The sequence below is a fragment of the Halococcus qingdaonensis genome (genome assembly GCF_024508235.1).
Taxonomy (GTDB): Archaea; Halobacteriota; Halobacteria; order Halobacteriales; family Halococcaceae; genus Halococcus; species Halococcus qingdaonensis.
The window spans coordinates 162,703-179,561 of the sequence record NZ_CP101943.1 but is presented as its reverse complement, the minus strand read 5'-3'; the positions used below and the strand labels follow the sequence as shown (position 1 = coordinate 179,561).

At 60.2% G+C, this 16,859-nt stretch carries 15 protein-coding genes and 2 pseudogenes; 12 read left to right on the top strand and 5 right to left on the bottom strand.

The window, feature by feature from the left end; genetic code table 11:
- Positions 1 to 129 precede the first annotated feature (129 nt).
- Positions 130 to 765, top strand: a complete 636-nt coding sequence (locus tag NO363_RS00955; protein WP_306169490.1) for a cyclase family protein — start codon at positions 130 to 132, stop codon at positions 763 to 765.
- A 305-nt stretch (positions 766 to 1,070) separates the two neighbouring features.
- On the opposite strand, the gene katG is transcribed toward NO363_RS00955, so the two are convergent.
- Positions 1,071 to 3,233 carry a catalase/peroxidase HPI gene (gene katG / locus NO363_RS00950; protein ID WP_256686185.1) on the bottom strand — a complete coding sequence of 721 codons (2,163 nt, stop codon included), beginning with the start codon at positions 3,231 to 3,233 and terminating at the stop codon, positions 1,071 to 1,073.
- A gap of 274 nt (positions 3,234 to 3,507) precedes the next feature.
- On the opposite strand from katG, the gene NO363_RS00945 reads away from it, so the two are divergent.
- From NO363_RS00945 to NO363_RS00935, 3 genes are all read left to right on the top strand, one after another.
- Positions 3,508 to 3,903 carry a hypothetical protein gene (locus tag NO363_RS00945; protein WP_256686183.1) on the top strand — a complete coding sequence of 132 codons (396 nt, stop codon included), beginning with the start codon at positions 3,508 to 3,510 and terminating at the stop codon, positions 3,901 to 3,903.
- A gap of 204 nt (positions 3,904 to 4,107) precedes the next feature.
- Positions 4,108 to 4,419: a stress response translation initiation inhibitor YciH gene (gene yciH, locus NO363_RS00940; RefSeq protein WP_256686181.1), complete on the top strand. Its 312-nt coding sequence runs from the start codon at positions 4,108 to 4,110 to the stop codon at positions 4,417 to 4,419.
- A 131-nt stretch (positions 4,420 to 4,550) separates the two neighbouring features.
- Positions 4,551 to 5,480, top strand: a complete 930-nt coding sequence (locus NO363_RS00935; RefSeq protein WP_256686180.1) for a carbohydrate kinase family protein — start codon at positions 4,551 to 4,553, stop codon at positions 5,478 to 5,480.
- Here NO363_RS00935 and NO363_RS00930 read toward each other — a convergent pair.
- Both NO363_RS00930 and NO363_RS14135 read right to left on the bottom strand, forming a co-directional pair.
- Entirely contained in the window at positions 5,477 to 6,271 is a 795-nt protein-coding gene (locus NO363_RS00930) for a BtpA/SgcQ family protein (RefSeq protein ID WP_256686178.1), read from the bottom strand. The genes NO363_RS00935 and NO363_RS00930 overlap by 4 nt on opposite strands.
- An 83-nt stretch (positions 6,272 to 6,354) precedes the next feature.
- Positions 6,355 to 6,745, bottom strand: a pseudogene (locus NO363_RS14135) (transposase); the annotation flags it as partial.
- Here NO363_RS14135 and NO363_RS14130 point away from each other — a divergent pair.
- The 5 genes and pseudogenes from NO363_RS14130 to NO363_RS00905 form a co-directional block, all read left to right on the top strand.
- Positions 6,743 to 7,039, top strand: a pseudogene (locus NO363_RS14130) (inorganic phosphate transporter); the annotation flags it as partial. The pseudogenes NO363_RS14135 and NO363_RS14130 sit on opposite strands and share 3 nt — an antisense overlap.
- A gap of 440 nt (positions 7,040 to 7,479) precedes the next feature.
- A complete protein-coding gene (locus NO363_RS00920; RefSeq protein WP_256686177.1) occupies positions 7,480 to 8,760 on the top strand; it encodes an RNA-guided endonuclease InsQ/TnpB family protein in 1,281 nt (426 codons plus the stop codon).
- Between the two features lie 379 nt (positions 8,761 to 9,139).
- Complete coding sequence (locus tag NO363_RS00915) at positions 9,140 to 9,400, top strand: winged helix-turn-helix transcriptional regulator (protein WP_256686176.1); 261 nt, start codon at positions 9,140 to 9,142, stop codon at positions 9,398 to 9,400.
- 186 nt (positions 9,401 to 9,586) lie between these two features.
- Positions 9,587 to 9,838 carry a hypothetical protein gene (locus NO363_RS00910; protein WP_256686175.1) on the top strand — a complete coding sequence of 84 codons (252 nt, stop codon included), beginning with the start codon at positions 9,587 to 9,589 and terminating at the stop codon, positions 9,836 to 9,838.
- 291 nt (positions 9,839 to 10,129) lie between these two features.
- The gene (locus tag NO363_RS00905; RefSeq protein ID WP_256686174.1) at positions 10,130 to 10,924 is read left to right on the top strand and encodes an amidohydrolase family protein; all 795 of its coding nucleotides are present in this window, start codon (positions 10,130 to 10,132) and stop codon (positions 10,922 to 10,924) included.
- A 213-nt stretch (positions 10,925 to 11,137) separates the two neighbouring features.
- On the opposite strand, the gene NO363_RS00900 is transcribed toward NO363_RS00905, so the two are convergent.
- A complete protein-coding gene (locus tag NO363_RS00900) occupies positions 11,138 to 11,755 on the bottom strand; it encodes a class I SAM-dependent methyltransferase (protein ID WP_256686173.1) in 618 nt (205 codons plus the stop codon).
- 404 nt (positions 11,756 to 12,159) lie between these two features.
- Here NO363_RS00900 and NO363_RS00895 point away from each other — a divergent pair, with 404 nt between their 5' ends.
- The gene (locus NO363_RS00895) at positions 12,160 to 13,044 is read left to right on the top strand and encodes a mechanosensitive ion channel family protein (protein ID WP_256686171.1); all 885 of its coding nucleotides are present in this window, start codon (positions 12,160 to 12,162) and stop codon (positions 13,042 to 13,044) included.
- A gap of 264 nt (positions 13,045 to 13,308) precedes the next feature.
- Here NO363_RS00895 and ddh read toward each other — a convergent pair whose 3' ends face one another.
- Positions 13,309 to 14,241, bottom strand: coding sequence for a D-2-hydroxyacid dehydrogenase (gene ddh / locus NO363_RS00890; RefSeq protein ID WP_256686170.1), 933 nt, complete (start codon positions 14,239 to 14,241; stop codon positions 13,309 to 13,311).
- Between the two features lie 354 nt (positions 14,242 to 14,595).
- Here ddh and NO363_RS00885 point away from each other — a divergent pair, with 354 nt between their 5' ends.
- Both NO363_RS00885 and NO363_RS00880 read left to right on the top strand, forming a co-directional pair.
- A complete protein-coding gene (locus NO363_RS00885; protein WP_256686169.1) occupies positions 14,596 to 15,405 on the top strand; it encodes an aldo/keto reductase in 810 nt (269 codons plus the stop codon).
- A gap of 163 nt (positions 15,406 to 15,568) precedes the next feature.
- Positions 15,569 to 16,756, top strand: coding sequence for an orc1/cdc6 family replication initiation protein (locus NO363_RS00880; RefSeq protein WP_256686168.1), 1,188 nt, complete (start codon positions 15,569 to 15,571; stop codon positions 16,754 to 16,756).
- Positions 16,757 to 16,859: the final 103 nt, after the last annotated feature.

The following is a 16,859-nucleotide window of genomic DNA, read 5'->3' as shown; positions in this document are numbered from 1 at the left end:
TCCGAGGCATCCGTTATCGATCCAGTGCGGCAACGACTGGTGATCGCGGAAACACCGTAGCATCTACGAACGAGTTCGAAGCAAGCGATCGAGCGTGCCACTATTTGCCGTCCGGACACGACCACCGACATGCAGATCGATATGAGTCACCGAATCGAAGCCGGGATGACCGTCTATCCGGGTGATCCGTCAGTTTCGGTTGAGCCACATGCGACGCATGCCCGGGATGGCTGTCGAGTCAGGGTCGCACAGCTGGGGAGCCATACGGGGACTCACATCGACGCACCGGCTCACGTCATGGCGGAGGGGCGAACGCTGGACACCTATTCGCTCGATCGGTTCACGTTCGATGCAGTGCGCGTGGATTGCACGGACATGGCCGATCGCGAACCGATCACGGCAGCGGACGTTCCTGACGAGGCCGCCGATATGGTAGTCTTTTGGACGGGGTGGGATTCGTACTGGGGAACGGATCGATATCTCGAACATCCATATCTGACAGCCGGCGGGGCTGCGGCCTGCGCCGAGCGGGGCTACGCAGTCGGTGTCGACACCCTGAGTCCGGACCCGACGTCAACTGACAGCACTGCTGAAGGTGAATCGAGTGGCCTGCAGGCTCATCGCGCCCTATTGGGTGCCGACAACCTCATTATCGAAAACCTCTGCAATCTTGAACGGACACCGGAACGATTCGAACTGCGTGCGTATCCGGTGGCGCTCGGTGGTGATGGTGCTCCGGTCCGTGCGGTGGGCGTCGTCAAGTAGTTCGGATGGACGCTCCTGGATCGCGGTTGAGCTGAGCGGAGTCCCTCGAAGCAGGTGATCGCGATGGCGATGACCCCGTCGCTGAGCGCGAGCAAACGGTCGGTCTCGGTGGATTCGTGGCTGTACGATGACGACATGCACTATATCGACGACTCAGTAACCAAGTGACTATCGTCATTCTATCGAAACGATCGGGAGTTCGCGACGGCGTCGGCCGGATCGCGGTGGATGTTCGGCACCGATTTGGTCGTTTCGGGGAACTTCCTGAAAAGAGCTAACAGATGAAGAAAATCCTGCGGGAGTACCTACTCGAGATCGAAGCGGTCGAGCTGCATCACGTGGCTCCAGGCGTCCACGAAGTCCTCGACGAACTGCTCTTCGTCGTCGTCGGCGAAGTAGGCGTCCGCGGTGGCGCGGAGGCGAGCGTTCGAACCGAAGATCAGGTCGAGGCGAGTGGCCTCCCACTCGACCTCGTCGGTGTCGCGGTCGCGGACCTCGAAGAGCTCGTTGTCTTCGTCGACCGGCTCCCATTCGTAGTCCATGTCGAGCAGGTTCACGAAGAAGTCGTTCGTCAGCGTGCCCGGCTGGTCCGTGAGGACGCCGCGACCGGTGTCCTGGTAGGTCACGCCGAGAGCCCGCATCCCGCCGAGGAGCACCGTCATCTCCGGAACGGACAGGTTCAGCAGCTCTGCCTTGTCGACCATCCGCTCCTCGGGGGAGTCGTAGAGGTCGTCGTACTCGCCGCCGAGGTAGTTCCGGAACGCGTCGGCCCTCGGTTCGAGCACCTCGAAGGACTCGACGTCGGTCTGAGCCTGGGTCGCGTCCGTGCGACCGGGCTCGAACGGTACGTCGACGTCGTAGCCGGCGTCCGACGCGGCCTCTTCGATCGCCGCGTTCCCGCCGAGCACGATGAGATCGGCCAGTGAGACGCGCACGTCGTCGGAGCGGGAGTCGTTGAACTCCGTCTGGACGGAGTCGAGGGTCTCGAGCACCGTCTCCAGTTCCTCGGGTTCGTTGACTTCCCAGCTCCGCTGGGGTTCGAGACGGAGGTGTGCGCCGTTTGCACCGCCGCGCTTGTCGCTGTCGCGGTACGTCGACGCCGACGCCCATGCGGTTTTGACCAGCTGGGAGCGTGAGAGATCCGAAGCCAGAACTGTCTCTTTGAGGTCGTCGATCTCCTCGTCGCCGACGAGTTCGTAGTCGGCGTCCGGAACGGGATCCTGCCAGACGAACGTCTCGTCGGGGACCTCCGGGCCGAGGAACCGCGTGGGCGGGCCCATGTCGCGATGGAGCAGTTTGTACCACGCCCGCGCGAACGCGTCCTGGAACTCCTCAGGGTTCGCCTGGAAGTTTTCGAGGATCTCCCGGTAGTCGTCGTCGTGTTTCAGAGCGACATCCGTCGTCAGCATCATCGGTTCTTCGGTCTCCGAGGCGTCCCGCGCACCGGGTGCGTCGTCGATGTCGTCGCCGACCGGCTGCCACTGCCAGGCACCGCCGGGCCCCTTGACGGAGGTCCAATCGTAGTCCAGCAGGTTGTCGAGATAGTTCATATCCCAGATGGTCGGCGTCGCGTTCCAGGGGCCTTCGATACCGCTCGAGATCGCGTCGAGACCGCCGATCTTGTCCCCGTACTCCTGGTCCCAGCCGAGACCCTGCTCCTCGACCGGTGCTGCCTCGGGTTCGGGACCGACGTGCTCTTCGGGGTCGTCCGCGCCGTGGACCTTCCCGAAGGTGTGGCCGCCGGCGATGAGCGCGACGGTCTCCTCGTCGTCCATCGCCATGCGGTCGAACTCCTCGCGGATGTTCGCCGCGGATCCCTCGACGTCTGGTTCGCCGTACGGGCCCTCGGGGTTCACGTAGATGAGGCCCATCACGGTGTTCGCGAGCGGGTCCTTGAGATCGCCGACCTCGCCGTCGTTGAATCGCTCGGGCGAAGTCGTTTCCCACTCCGTCTCGGGACCCCACTCGACGGCTTCGTTGGAGACGAATGCGTCCTCACGGCCACCGGCGAAGCCGAACGTCTCGAAGCCCATCGATTCGAGGGCGACGTTCCCCGCGAGCAGGATGAGGTCGCCCCACGAGAGCTTCTTGCCGTGTTTCTTTTTGACCGGCTGGAGCACGCGACGGGCCTTGTCGAGATTCACGTTGTCCGGCCAGCTGCTCTCCGGCGGGAGGCGCTGGCGGCCACCGGCCCCACCGGCACGGCCGTCGGCGGTTCGGTACGTCCCGGCGCTGTGCCACGCCATCCGGATGAAAAACGGCCCGTAGTGACCGTAGTCGGCCGGCCACCAGTCCTGCGAGTCCGTCATTACGTCCTCGATGTCCGACTTCACTTCATCGAAGTCGAGCTTCTCGAACTCCTCGGCGTAGTCGAACTCCTCGCCGTACGGATTCGTCTCCGCAGAGTTATCGTCGAGGACGTCCAGCCGGAGTCGATCCGGCCACCACTCGTCGTTTGACCATGGCATATCTATCCGAAGGGTCGTATCGGCGTTAAGCCTGTTGACTTCGATCTGTAACTGTGCATTATTTTTCCTTTCATAGACAGGAGTTGGAACGACAGTTTGGACGACTGAAACGGGAGCAGAAACCGTCTGCCACCGCACAGTCCGACGATCGTATGCGATCGCTCACGAATCGGTCGTCGAGTGGACAGTTTGCTATACAGAGCTGCAGTCCGACTCCGACTCGGGCTTCCCACACGGCCGCCGCTACTACTGGAAATCCGTCTACGTCGACGAGTTGACCGAGGCGATCCGAACGAATCTCGGCCGTCGTGCTGCGAGCGCACCGAACGAGGAGTTCAGTGTCATCGTGTGGCCGATGGGCGGTGCGGTCAATCGTGTCGAGAAAGACGAAAGCGCGTTCCGTCGTCGCGACGCCGCGTTCGTCTGTAGCATCGAAGCGAACTGGGACGATCCGATGACCAACCACGAGAACATCGAGTGGGTACGGGGAACGGCCGAGGCACTCCGGGACGCCGGCGCTGGCGGGCCGATCCCCAACTTCGAAGGCGAGACCGACGCCGCGACGACAAGTGATCTCTACGGCGAGCACTACGAGCGACTCCACGAGATCAAGGAGACGGTCGACCCCGAAGGCCGCTTCGTCGGCGGACGGTTCGACAAGAGTGGGTAGGATTGATGTGTGGCATGGGTTGATCGACGGGTGACGACGTCTGCGTCGTCGATCGTTTCCGTCGAGATACGTATGCATGCGAGAGACCAACAGCCAAAGGGTCAATATGACTGAAAGCCGACGGCTTCGTCGTGCGGACTGGGTTCGGAGTGAGAAATATCCACCGCCAGTGGTGTTTTACGTGGGAAACCCCTATTCATCGGTGTGTCAGGAAACGATTTCAGTTCAATCACGGGCTTGCCCGAGGAGCTCGACATCGAGGACGATCTCGAACGCTCACAACAGCAGGTCTCGATTCGCGTCGACGAGCGGCGCTACGGCAAGGCCATGACCATCGTCGACGGTCTCGATCTTGCGGACGACGACGTTTCGGAACTCGCGTCGGAACTGAAGAGCCAGCTCGCTACTGGCGGGACGGTCGATGAGGGGCGCATCGAACTGCAGGGTGATCACAGCGATCGGCTGCCCGAACTGCTCGCAGAGCGCGGGTTCACCGTCGAAGCTGACGCCCGCTAGATCGACCCGACGTACTGTGTTCTCAAAGCCAGGCAGCCGTGGCTGTGTTCACCGACCGTTCCATCCGGACGATCTACCCCCTCAAAGCTCGGAGCCACACGTTCAAGCGGGCGCAGTTGCGAGTGAACGTGATGGCTTCGCTGGACGTCGTCACGGTCGGCAGTGCGCTCATCGATCACGTCTATTCGCTATCGAATCTGCCGGAGCCCGACGGTGGGGCGTTCGTCCACGACCACACGACGACCGTCGGTGGCGTTGCGGCGAACGTCGGGACCGGTCTCGACGCCCTCGATCACGACGTCGGTATCGTTGCCCGTCTCGGCGAGGACGCCACCGAGGAGGTCGAGACGACGTTGCGAACGCGCGGGCTCGATGTCACACGGGTGCGTTCCGGGACCGAAGAGTCATCCTACACGCTGATCCTGCGAGGGCCTGACGGAGAGCGGATGGTCGTCGCCGGCGGACGGAGCGTGCCACGGCTCCGTCTCGACGACACCGATCGGGAGTATCTCGCCGACGCGGACGTCGTCTTCACCAGTGCCTATGCTCCCGACGCGGTCGTCGCCGAACTCGTGGCGGCTCGCGAACGAGGGGAGATCGCACGGCTCGTCTTCGATCTCGCCGGCCCGCTTTCGGAGCTCGAAGGACGCGGCACGACGCCGGACACGATCGATCGAGTGCTCTCGGTCGCCGATCTGTTCGTGGTCGGCGAGGTGGCTGCGCGCTCGTATTTCGGTGGAGCGGTCGCGGATGCCGTCGCCGCTCTCGAACACCGCTCCGTCCCGCGTGCAGCCGTCACGCGTGGCGACGAGGGGGCGGTGCTCCTCGCCGGCGAGCGGACGATCGACGTGCCGGCGCTATCGGTGCCGATCGAGGACACGACGGGTGCGGGCGATGCGTTCACCGCGGGACTCATTCATGCCTGGCTGCTCGGTGGAGCGCCACCGGCGGACGCGGGACGGTTTGCCGCGGGCGTCGCCGCGCTCAACTGTACCGCTGAAGGCGCTTGTGGCCGTCTGCCCGACGAGGTCAGCGTCCGTGCGTTTCTCGCCGACGACTAGGGGACGGACGCGACGAGGCGCTCGACGGCCCCTTCGTCGACCGGAGCGGTCGTTTCACCGTTGCGTTTCAGCGCCGTGCCGACGATCGCGCCGTCAGCGATCGAAAGCAGATCGGGTGCCGTTTCTGCTGTGACACCGCTTCCGAGCAGGACCGGAACGTCGAACCTGTGGTCGTCACGACATTCCACCACGCGATCGAGCACGGTCGTATCGACGGCCGCGCCGGTGCCGGTCCCGCTCACGACGACGCCGTCGGCACCGCCGCGTTCGACAAGGTCGCCGACGGTCGCTTCGAGCGTCCGGTCGGCCAGCGGTGCGGAGTGTTTCACGTCGATGTCGGCGAGAACGGTCACGTCCGCATCGAGTCGGTCGCGAAGCCGCAGCGTCTCGTGGGCCATCCCCTCGACGATGCCCTGGTCGGTGAGCCGAGCACCGGTGTGAACGTTCACGCGGACGAACGCACCGCCCGTCGCGGCGGCGATACCGAGCGCGCTCTGGACGTCGTTTCGGAGGATGTTCACGCCGAAGGGTATCGACACCTGGTCGCTGAGTGTCTCGGTGAGGGCGGCGATATCGGCGACGACGTGTCGGGGTACGCGGTCGGGATAGAACGGTGTGTCGCCGAAGTTCTCGAGCATGATACCGTCGACGCCGCCCGCTTCGAGCGCGTTGGCGTCCTGAGAAAGCCGGTCGCGGATCGCGGTTCGATCCCCGTCGAAACCGGGTGCGCCCGGCAGTGGCGGCAGATGAACCATACCGATGATCGGCGTTTCGGTACTGAAGACGTCCATATCCCCCTTGACATTCCCCATCGGCCTAAAGGCCGGGGAATCCCACACGGTGGGAATCCGGTCTTCCGGAGAGGTTTTAGCCCCCACTCCGCGAGCGTCATCTGCGCGGGTTTCGCGCTCGGCTCGCGGCGGGCTGTGGCGCTGTCAAAGGCGCTCCCGTCCTGTGGCGTCGAGGGAAATCGAAGATTTCCCGACCATTGGAAAGCTTCGCTTTTCAAGAAGTCATCGCCCGCCGATTTCAGCGGTAGGCTCTCCCCACGGGTCAACACGACTGGCGATGTTCGCCGCCGCGTTCAGATCAGCTTGGTACTCCGATACCCAGCAGTCGGCGTTCATACATCCAAACTCCGCTTGTTCGCTTCGCCGGCCGATGTGGCCGCAGGCGTGACACGTCTGCGAGGTGTACGCTGGGGCGACGAACTCGACAGCGATACCAGCCTCGCGGGCTTTGTCCACGATGCGGCCTTGAAGCTGCCGCTCGTGGGCTTTTGGATCTCGATGGTGGTCGGCCGGTATTTCTATCCCCGGATCAACCGCTGGATCGCGATCACGAGCACCGAGGGCGCGCTGCTCGAACTCGATCGTACCGGAACGATTCCGAGACCGCGGCGCGGGGCGAACACCACGATGCGAGAGCTGGCCGGCGCGGTGGTCGTCGTTGCCATCGCGTGTGTGATGGCGTTCTCGGCGGGGACATCGAACATGGCGAACGCGATCGCGCCGCTCTATGGAGCCGGCGTCTCGCTGAACCCGCTGATCGTCGACGGAAGCCGTGTCACCGAAATCCACCCCACTGCATTCGCTCAGGGTTGCCACCAGTAGCGTAGCACGCAAGGACTGACCGCCGCTTCATGCCGCTCGATGGTTCGATGTGGATCCGGAACTGCAGATCGTTCTGGAGTATCTCCGCAGCAAGCGTCGTCGCTCGATCTGATTTGGCAATGAGTTCACCAGTGGTATCTGCTCCAACTCTCACTACCCCAGAGTCGACATGGACAGTCATACCCGCACCGAGATAGACGTCACCGTCTGGTTTATGTGAAAGACAGGCGCAAAACCTCTCCCTTTAGGGAGGGGATACGCGCCGTAAGCTGTGTCTCACTACTGTGCAACCACCGGCTACCCGTCGGTGGCCAGCCGGATATTCGTCGTCGGTGTCGGATCGGTGGATTCACGTTTACGTGGCGCATAACCAGTTATGAAGTTAGATGCCGACGCGAACTATCCGAACGTTCGAGGCCACCATCCCGAACCAGCAACAGGTTCAGGATGACCTCGATGCACTCGGGTGGGCCGCGTCGAAGCTCTGGAACGTCGGTCGCTACTATGCACAAGGCGTGTGGGACGAAACGGGCGAGATCCCCGATGACGGGGAGCTCAAATCCGAACTCAAAGGCCACGAATGCTATACGGACCTTCATTCACAGTCCAGTCAGCGCGTTCTCGAAGAACTCGCTGAAGCGTTCAACGGCTGGTTCGGGAAGCGTCGGAACGGCGATAGCCGTGCCCGACCGCCCGGCTACCGCAAACGCGGCGATTCGCACCCACGCTCCACAGTGTCGTTCAAAGCGGCTGGCTTCAAACACGACGAACAGTATCAGCGCGTTCGCCTCTCGAAAGGCCGGAATCTCAAAGAACACCGTTCGGACTTCGTGCTCTGTGGGTACGAAGCCCGTCCCGACGTGGACCTCACCGAGTGGGACATCCAGCAGGTTCGCGCCGTCCACAAGCGCGGTGAGTGGCGGCTTCAGTTCGTTTGCCGAACAACCATCGACCCTGAACCGCCGGGCGACCGAACGGCGGGTGTGGACCTCGGAATCAGCAACATCGCTGCCGTGTCGTTCGGCGACGAAACCATGCTGTTCCCTGGTGGATGGCTCAAAGAGTCCAAGCACTACTACAAGCGCGTCGAGTACGAGTGCGAAGGCGAGAACGGGCTTTCGCGCCGCGCTCGGAACGCGAAGCGCACACTCAAGGACCGGCGCAAGCACTTCCATCACACCCTCTCGAAGCGTATCGTCGTCGAGTGTGTCGAACGCGGCGTCGGACGGCTCATGGTGGGCGACCTCGGTGGCATCCGTTCGGAAGACGACGGCTCCGGTTGGGACTGGGGCCGCCACGGGAACAAGATGCTCCACGGATGGGGTTTCGGGCTACTCATGACGATGCTCGAATATAAGGGCGAAGCCGCCGGTATCGAGGTGGTTGTGGACTCCGAACGCGACACGTCAAAGACGTGCTCGGTGTGCGGCCACAAGAACGGCAGCCAGCGCGTCGAACGTGGTCTGTACCACTGCCAGCAGTGCGGACGGACGGCGAACGCCGACGCGAACGGTGCGGAGAACATCAGACAAACGCTACTCCCGAATCCAGCCGCATTTGACCGGCTCGATAGGGATAACGGCTGTTTGGCACAGCCAGTAGTGTGTTCGTTCGATGCTACGGATGGTCGGTTCCATCCACAAGAACGAGCACGTTGCGAACCCTAATATCCCAACTACGGTCGGGAATCCTCGCCGTTCACGGCGGGGAGGATGTCAACCATGGTCCTGAGAACGATGTGATCTCCGGTCCGAGTGCTAAACGTGTTCATGGGTTTGTTGTACGATTGCGGTAGTCGTCAATAGATGCTTCCGGTCGCACCGGTGTTGACGGTTGGGTTGACTGCGGCACTGGAGCGGGCGGGGTGCAGAATAGCATCGGGTACTGTCGCCGACTGGTTTGGATGGTAGTTGTGAGTTTGCTATCAAAACGAACTGGGGAGCGATATCGAAGGGGCGATCGACTAGTCAGATATTTTTATAATACAGCTTCCAAATTATTGGATTTTCGATAGATTTACCCCGGGGCTGATCGTAGGGATAGTCGATGGGTAGCTCCGAAACAGCGGAGATCGACAGTCTCGCACCGAGCGGGAAACTCGTCGCAAAAGTGCTCGAATACGAGGGCCCACTAACGCAAAAAGAGCTCATCCGCCAGTCGCATCTTTCGAGTCGGACGGTGCGGAACGCGCTCAACCAGCTCGAACGTATCGACATGGTCGAGAAAGGCATCTGTATCGACGACGCTCGACAGAACAGCTACCAGCTCGTGTCCGATGGTGATCGGATCGAGCAAAGCGACGATTGAATCGCCAGCGAGCATCGCCCTACGGTACGCGAAATTCATTGACGGAGCCACACAGAAGCCGTGTGGAGTCGGGAGGTGAGAACGTGCAGACGAGACAATTGAGAGCTACTGCAGCGTATCGGTCGAAGCCGTCAGTTTCTGTTGTGTCTCGAGACCGGTCCGAAATCGCTCGATGATCTCCTCTTGATGGTCCGGACAAGCGAGGACGGCAACGGCTCCGTTCTGTACCGGAACAAGAGGGTGCTGTGGATTGTACGGGACGAACTGACAGCTGGGGCAGTTGATACCGCCGGCCGGGCGGTGCGAGAGGAGTTCAGCGGTATCCTCTGTGGTGAATCCACAGATGGACGTGAACTGCTCGAGATGGTCGTCGCAACCAACGAGGGGGAGTGTAAGCTGATCCATGAGGAGAAAGGAAATCGAGTGATCGTGCTGTGAGTTGAGGGCGGACTCGCATGCGTCACAGGGGATGGACGGATGGCTTTGGAAGTCGTCGTGTGATTGCTGGGAAGCGTCTGCTGGAGGCACAGGCAGGGTTCGTTCGCCAAGCAGGTAAGGTATTGGGGAAAGATTCTGCAGCCAAGAACATGACGTAGCGAGCTTCAGCAGTCGTCCCGGAACACCAGTCGAGTACCGACGGAGTCTTTTTCTCGGTTAGTGGAGAAAAAAGAGACAATGTCACACACGGAGGTTCCCGTTACCAACGCGATCGACGGACACGTGCATCTAATGCCCGACCGGCTGATGGCCGCCATTCGCGAGGCACTGACCGATGCCGCGGGGTGGGAGTTCGACCATCCAACCGAGAGGACGGCACTCGAGGCCGCTCTCCGTGAGGCCGGGATCGACCGGTACGTCGCGCTACCGTACGCGCACAAGTCAGGTATGGCCGCCGAACTCAACGACTGGCTGCTCGAAGCGGCGAGCAGCTCGGAGATGTGTCTTCCGTTCGCGACGGTCCATCCCGCCGACGACGTGCACGCGGTCGTCGAGGCGGCCTTCGAGAACGGTGCCCGCGGGCTGAAGTTCCAGTGTCCCGTCCAGGAGGTCGCGCCGGACGATCCACGCTTGGATCCCGCCTACGAACTCTGTGCCGAGTACGACCGGCCCGTGCTCCACCACGCCGGCACCGCGCCGATGTTCGGGGACAGTCCACACGTCGGGATCGAACGGTTCCGGGAGTTCCGCGACCGGTTTCCGGAGGTGCGAGCCTGCTGTGCGCATATGGGGACCTTCGAACACGAGGCGTTTCTCGATCTCGCCCGTGCCGACGAGAACGTCTATCTCGACACGAGTTTTGCGATGGCGACGGTCGTCGATCGCCACGTCGAGTTCGATCCGGCCACCATCGATGACGGCGTCTTCGAGGAACTCGCCGGCCGGATCATGTATGGTTCGGATTTTCCGAACATGCCACACGCCTACGAGCGGGAGTTCGAGGGACTACTTCGGCGAGAGCTCTCGGAGGCAGCGGTCGACGCGCTCTTTCGGGGTGCGGCGGAGCAGTTCCTCGGCGAGACATGACCGTCGCATACGTCTACATCTCGAATTCCTAACTGAGCCTGTACGACTACGAACGCCGCGAGCAATAGGACACTCAGTATCATCCAAGGTGGGACCGCATATACCGGCGCGCCGATACCAATCCAGGTGGAACCGGAGACCGACTCCGATTGTGCCGCTTGCGGCCAGTCCCATGAGGATATTCCTGACCTCGAAATCCATGCGGACACCATCTCACAATGCCTGAAATGTACGAATCGTATCGCGCTTGCTTGGTTCGTACGAGAGTTGAGCGAACCCGAGATCGGTGAATATTCGCTTCCAGTTTCGGAAATAAAGTGGAAATTCGTCGTTGACGTAGCTCACTTGTGCATCTTCTCGGCCACGCTGTGGGCCGTTGCCCTCGTTCTCGGCGGTTATCAGCAGATTGCTGGTGATACGAGCCAGTTCCTCGAACACCCACGTGTTCTGCGGTTGAATGTGCTGCAGGGTTTCGACCGAGTAGACGAGATCGAAGTCGTTGTCGGCAAATTCGGGGACGATCTCTTCGATCAGCCCCGTGTGAAACGTGCCTGTTGCAGCGAGTTCGGGATACTGATCGGCCATCACGGCAAACGACTCGTCGTTGATGTCGATACCGGTGAGGTTGGTGAACCCGTTCTCACGAAGATGGGTGAGATGACGGCCGGAGCTACAGCCGATCTCGAGAATCGCGGCGTCCTCAGGCAGGTAGTAGTCACACGTCGTGGCGAGAGTCTCACTGACGGTGTTCGCGCCGAGCTGAGCGTAGTATGTCGGCGAAAATTCTCCCGAGCGTTCAGCCCAGCCACGATGGTTATCATCCGGTTCCACAGGGATTCTCTGGAGTCCAGAGGTAAAACTCCATCTTTGCCAGCCAGCTAGTGGTGCTTGATGAGGTCTTTGCCGCCGGATTTCAAGAATGACACATTATCTGATAGAATCAGCGTGCGAGATATAGAGCGTGTAGTCAGCAGTAGCCCATTATGACAGTTGTATATCCATTTGAACACCGGAATCTGAGGAATTCTGATAGTACGATTTGTTTCCGTAGCACGCTGCGGAGACACCCTCATCTGAGGGTTGGATGGTCTGAGTTGCCATTGGCTCCAGACGGACTACTCTGCCAACCATAACACACTTGACAGATACGAATTTCATAGCTGGTTGTAAACAACTGTGTTGTTGGAAACAGAAACATTCATGACTGGCCTCTGTGATTGTCGGCACGCGATCACATGATACCACTCCAACAGGGGTTTTCACTCGACCCGCAGGCGTTGCTTAACCAGTATGGACCCGCGCTCGTAAGCGCCGCAGTAACAATCATTCTGTTCCTCGTTGCGTTCGTTGTCATCTACTACGTTGGGAAGGCACTCGTCGTCCGAGCGCTGCGAAGCGCCCTCGATAGTCGTGGCGTCGACGAAACCATCACCAGTCTCACTATCAGTACCGTCGTCGCGATCACTGCGGTAGTGGCGCTTGCAATCGCCGCTACAATCGCGGGTGCAGGCGTCGTTCTAGCCGCGTTTGGGACACTTGCTGGCGCTCTCGCTCTGGCGGTCGGCTTCGCCGCACAGGATCTCATCTCGAACTTCGTCGCCGGGATTTTCATCATCCAGGACGAGCCGTTTCAGACGGGCGACTGGATCGAATGGAACGATAACGTCGGGGTGGTCGAGGATGTTCAGTTGCGAGTGACGAAGCTCAATTCCTTCGATAACGAAGAGATGACCGTCCCGAACAGCGATCTCGTGAACGCCGTCGTGACCAACCCGATGGGTAACGACGAACTTCGCGTGGGGGTCGATTTCGGTATCGAATACGACGCCGATATCGAAGATGCCCGCGAAATCATCGTCGACGTAGCACAGAACCTCGATGGGGCACTCACGAGTCAAGAACCCTCGGCACCCGTAACGAGTCTCGGCGATTCGGCGGTGGTGCTCTCGGGACGTCTCTGGATCGACCCGAACAAGACGGGATACGCTCCAACAGTTGCAGCGTTCACTGAGGCCGTCAAGAAACGCTTCGACGCTGCCGGTATCGGTATGCCCTACCCCTACACAGAGGTCACCGGCGATATCACTGTCAGCGAGGACGTGGAGTTCGAACAGGCGTAGCTCGCACACCTCACTCGAAGCACCGATTTCAGTTGCGTCATACCGAATTCAATATCTTTGTTGTGTTTTAACATTTTTCTATCACAAATAGCTTGAGAAGATAGTGAATCTGTACAAGTAAATTCACGAAACTCGGAAATTTGCTCAAAGAGTTGCCAAATATTACATTTTGTATGTCGATGAATGCGATTTCCTGACTGATACGCACCTTGTATGCAGTAGTCAACGGGCGGCGGAACTGAGTCAAATGGGGGAAGCCGTGGCTCAAACGACCTGGTTGGTGAGTGATTCGTCGGCGTCGAGTCGGCGCAGATTCTCACGAACGAGCGCGGCCACCCGCTGGTAGTACTCGCGGTTCGCTGCGGCCGCATGCGAGGTCACGATCACGTTGTCCATCCCCCACAACGGCGATTCGTCCGGGAGCGGTTCGGTCTCGAACACGTCGAGTGCCGCCCCGGCGAGTGACGCCGATTCCAACGCGTCGACGAGTGCCGACTGCTCGATGACGCCCCCGCGGGCGACGTTGATGAGGTAGGCATCGTCGCGCAGCATCCGAAACTCGGATTCGCCGATGAGGTCGGTGGTCCGGTCGGTCAGCGGCACGGCAAGTGCGACGAACCGTGCCTCGGCGACGGCCTCATGGAGATCGTCGGGCGGATAGACGGTCTCGACGTGATCGATGGGTATCGGCGTACGCTTGATCCCGGTAACGTCCATGCCGAGTGCGTCCGCTCGCATGGCGATGGCCCGCCCAAGCGTCCCCAACCCGATCACACAGAGCGATTCACCGTCAAGGGTGAACGCGGCGTCCCATGGTGGATACGCCCACTCCTGGTGGAGTTGGTTCGTGCGCTGGGTGTGCAGCCCGCGGGCGAACATCAGCATGTAGCCGGCGACCGTCTCGCCGACGCTATCACCATGGATACCGGCGCTGTTCGTGAGCAGCGTTCCCCGATCGGCGAGTGCATCGAACGGGAAGTGATCGACGCCGGCTAAGATCGAGTGGATCCACGCGAGATCGGCCTGCAGAAACGACTCCTCGTAGTCGAACGTGACGAGCGCATCACAGGCGGCGAGCTCGTCGTCGGTCTCGACGATCCGGACTGTGGGCCCGGTATCGGCGAGTGCGTCCCGCAACACGGCCGGTGGAAAGAGTTCCGCGACCGAGGTATGAACACCGAGTCGTTCGATCGTCATCGTCGGATGACTCCGGGGTGTGAGCGCCACCGTTCCCTGAGAGCGTCACTGCCGACGGTGTCTGCGGGTGGCCGTTCTGTCGCGGCCGTCGAGGCACCATACGAGTTCCATGCCATACCGTGTCTTCGCGGGGTGGGGTCTAATAGACTCCCTCGAGACAGGCACGGAGGGTGTCCGGAAAAAGGACGGTCGAGCGTGGCCCGTAGCGTCGTTGTGGTCGAGACGCACGGATAATGATGGTGAGAGCCGATACGATGCACACTGCCGAGTGGGGCGACGGTGGAGCCGGTTGCCGTGAGAACACACCGTCGCCAAACACCAGCGTCAAGCGAGCAGCGAACGAAGTTCGGGACGATGCCGATCGAAGATCTCCCACGGATCGGACTGGGAACCTACTCCGAGAACGACCAACCACAGTGGACCGACAACGTGCGAACGGCGCTCGATGTCGGCTATCGGGCGATCGATACGGCCCATGCCTACGGCAACGAACAGTACGTCGGCGAGGGGATCGCCTCGTCGTCGGTCGACCGTGAGGACGTCTTCATCGCGACCAAAACCGTCCACGTCGATCTCCCATCGAGTACGGACGACGTGAAGGGGGCGATCGACGGCTGTCTCGACCGGCTCGGCGTCGACTACGTCGATCTACTGTACGTCCACTGGCCGTCGGGAGAGTACGACCACGAGGCGATTTTGCCCGCCTTCGATGAGGCCTACAACGCGGGGAAGATCCGCCATGTCGGCCTGTCGAATTTCACGCCCAAACTGCTCGATGAGGCGCGTGACGTACTCGACGCGCCGCTTGCCGCCCACCAGGTAGAGATGCATCCACTACGGCCCCAGGAGGAGCTGCTCGCGGACGCCCAGCGTCACGACCACTGGCTGGTGGCATACTCACCGCTCGCTCAGGGGAGAGTTTTCGAGGTGCCCGCGATCGAGGCGGTCGCGGACAAACACGACGCGACGCCGGCACAGGTGTCGATTGCGTGGCTCCTCGCCAAGGACAACGTCGCCGTGATCCCGAAAGCGAGCAGCGAAGAGCACATGCGGGACAACCTCGCCGCCGGAGAGATGACGTTGGACGAAGCGGACATCGCACGGATCGACGCCATCGAGCGGCGCGAGCACCTCATCGATCCCGGCCACGCGCCCTGGAACTAGGCACGGGCTCGGAGAGAGAGAGTACATTTCGTGTGCTCTCGTTTTCAACCGGCCCTTGCAGGCAGAGACAGCGGTTGTCGGCGATGTCCTCGATTAACGGGGAAACAGACGAATCTCACGAAGTAAGGTTTTAAGTACTAGTGTATGTAGTAGGTGACAGAGCATGCCAGGACCATTTGCTGATATTACGGATACTATTTTCTCGAACAAGGAAGTCCTGAACGAAAGCTATCAACCAGAATCGATTTTGAAGCGAGAGCAAGAAATCGAGGAGTATCGCTACGCACTGCAGGACGTTCTCTTTGGACGCGATCCCGAGAATGTCATGTTGTATGGAAAGGCTGGGCTCGGAAAGACAGCTGTGACGACGTACATGATGGATGCCCTCAACGATGAGGTGCAGTCACGAGATGAAGCAGATGATCTCCATATCCACAACGTGAACTGCAACAGCAAGACACTCTTTATGATTATCCGCGTGCTTGTGAACAAGCTTCTTCCACAGGATGCAAGTCGGTTTCCAAAGCGGGGGCTCGGAACGGGCGATGCCTTCGAAGAGCTCTATCAACAACTCGATCGTGTCGGTGGAACCCACCTGTTCGTTTTTGATGAGATCGACCACCTTGATGAGGTCGACACGTTGTTGTATGAACTACCACGGGCTCGGTCAAACGGGCATCTGAGCGATGCAAGAGTCGGCATCATTGGAATCAGTAACAACTACACGTTCCGAAAAACCCTCTCCCCAAAGGTGAAAGACACACTAATGGAAAACGAGATCTCGTTCAGTCCTTATGATGCAACAGAACTCAAAGCAATCCTCAAAGACCGTGCAGAGCAAGCGTTTGTCGAAGACGGATGGGAGCAATCCGCGGTTGGAATGGCATCAGCGATTTCGGCACAAGACATGGGGAATGCTCGCCAGGCGATCGATTTGCTTCGTGTCGGGGGAGAGGTTGCCGAACGAGCAGGCGATAGCTGTGTGATTGATGACCATATCGAGACTGCTCGTGAACTCGTCCAACGTGGACGACTCGCCAATCGAATACGAGACCAGACGGATCATTCGCAGTATGTCCTCGAGACGATTGCACGCCTCGAGAAACGTGATGATACTCCGGCGCGTTCCAAAGAGATTCGAGAGACGTATGAACAGGTTGCAGAATCCTGGGCAACGACGCCACTGACATCGCTGAAGAGTATACAGGATCATCTCGCGGATCTCCACATGTTGGGATTTCTGCAACGCGACAAGCGAAATCAAGGACGGAGTGGTGGGCAGTACTTCGAGTATCAACTCGACCTTGATCCAGAACTAGTCATCGAGACGCGCGAGGAGATAGAAGGATAGCACACGAAATGTACTCTCTTTTCGTCTTCCTAGTCTCCGCTTTCCACCTTGCCGATTGAGCTCAATAGCACACAAAATGTACTCTCTAATGGTTTTCTGATAT

Coding starts and splice junctions, on each gene's coding strand:
- NO363_RS00895 (WP_256686171.1), top strand. CDS start 12,160: ATGATACCACTCCAACAGGGGTTTTCACTCGACCCGCAGGCGTTGCTT.
- NO363_RS00935 (WP_256686180.1), top strand. CDS start 4,551: ATGGCTTCGCTGGACGTCGTCACGGTCGGCAGTGCGCTCATCGATCAC.
- NO363_RS00910 (WP_256686175.1), top strand. CDS start 9,587: ATGGTCCGGACAAGCGAGGACGGCAACGGCTCCGTTCTGTACCGGAAC.
- ddh (WP_256686170.1), bottom strand. CDS start 14,241: ATGACGATCGAACGACTCGGTGTTCATACCTCGGTCGCGGAACTCTTT.
- NO363_RS00920 (WP_256686177.1), top strand. CDS start 7,480: ATGCCGACGCGAACTATCCGAACGTTCGAGGCCACCATCCCGAACCAG.
- NO363_RS00930 (WP_256686178.1), bottom strand. CDS start 6,271: ATGGACGTCTTCAGTACCGAAACGCCGATCATCGGTATGGTTCATCTG.
- katG (WP_256686185.1), bottom strand. CDS start 3,233: ATGCCATGGTCAAACGACGAGTGGTGGCCGGATCGACTCCGGCTGGAC.
- NO363_RS00915 (WP_256686176.1), top strand. CDS start 9,140: ATGGGTAGCTCCGAAACAGCGGAGATCGACAGTCTCGCACCGAGCGGG.
- NO363_RS00885 (WP_256686169.1), top strand. CDS start 14,596: ATGCCGATCGAAGATCTCCCACGGATCGGACTGGGAACCTACTCCGAG.
- NO363_RS00905 (WP_256686174.1), top strand. CDS start 10,130: ATGCCCGACCGGCTGATGGCCGCCATTCGCGAGGCACTGACCGATGCC.
- NO363_RS00955 (WP_306169490.1), top strand. CDS start 130: ATGCAGATCGATATGAGTCACCGAATCGAAGCCGGGATGACCGTCTAT.
- NO363_RS00880 (WP_256686168.1), top strand. CDS start 15,569: ATGCCAGGACCATTTGCTGATATTACGGATACTATTTTCTCGAACAAG.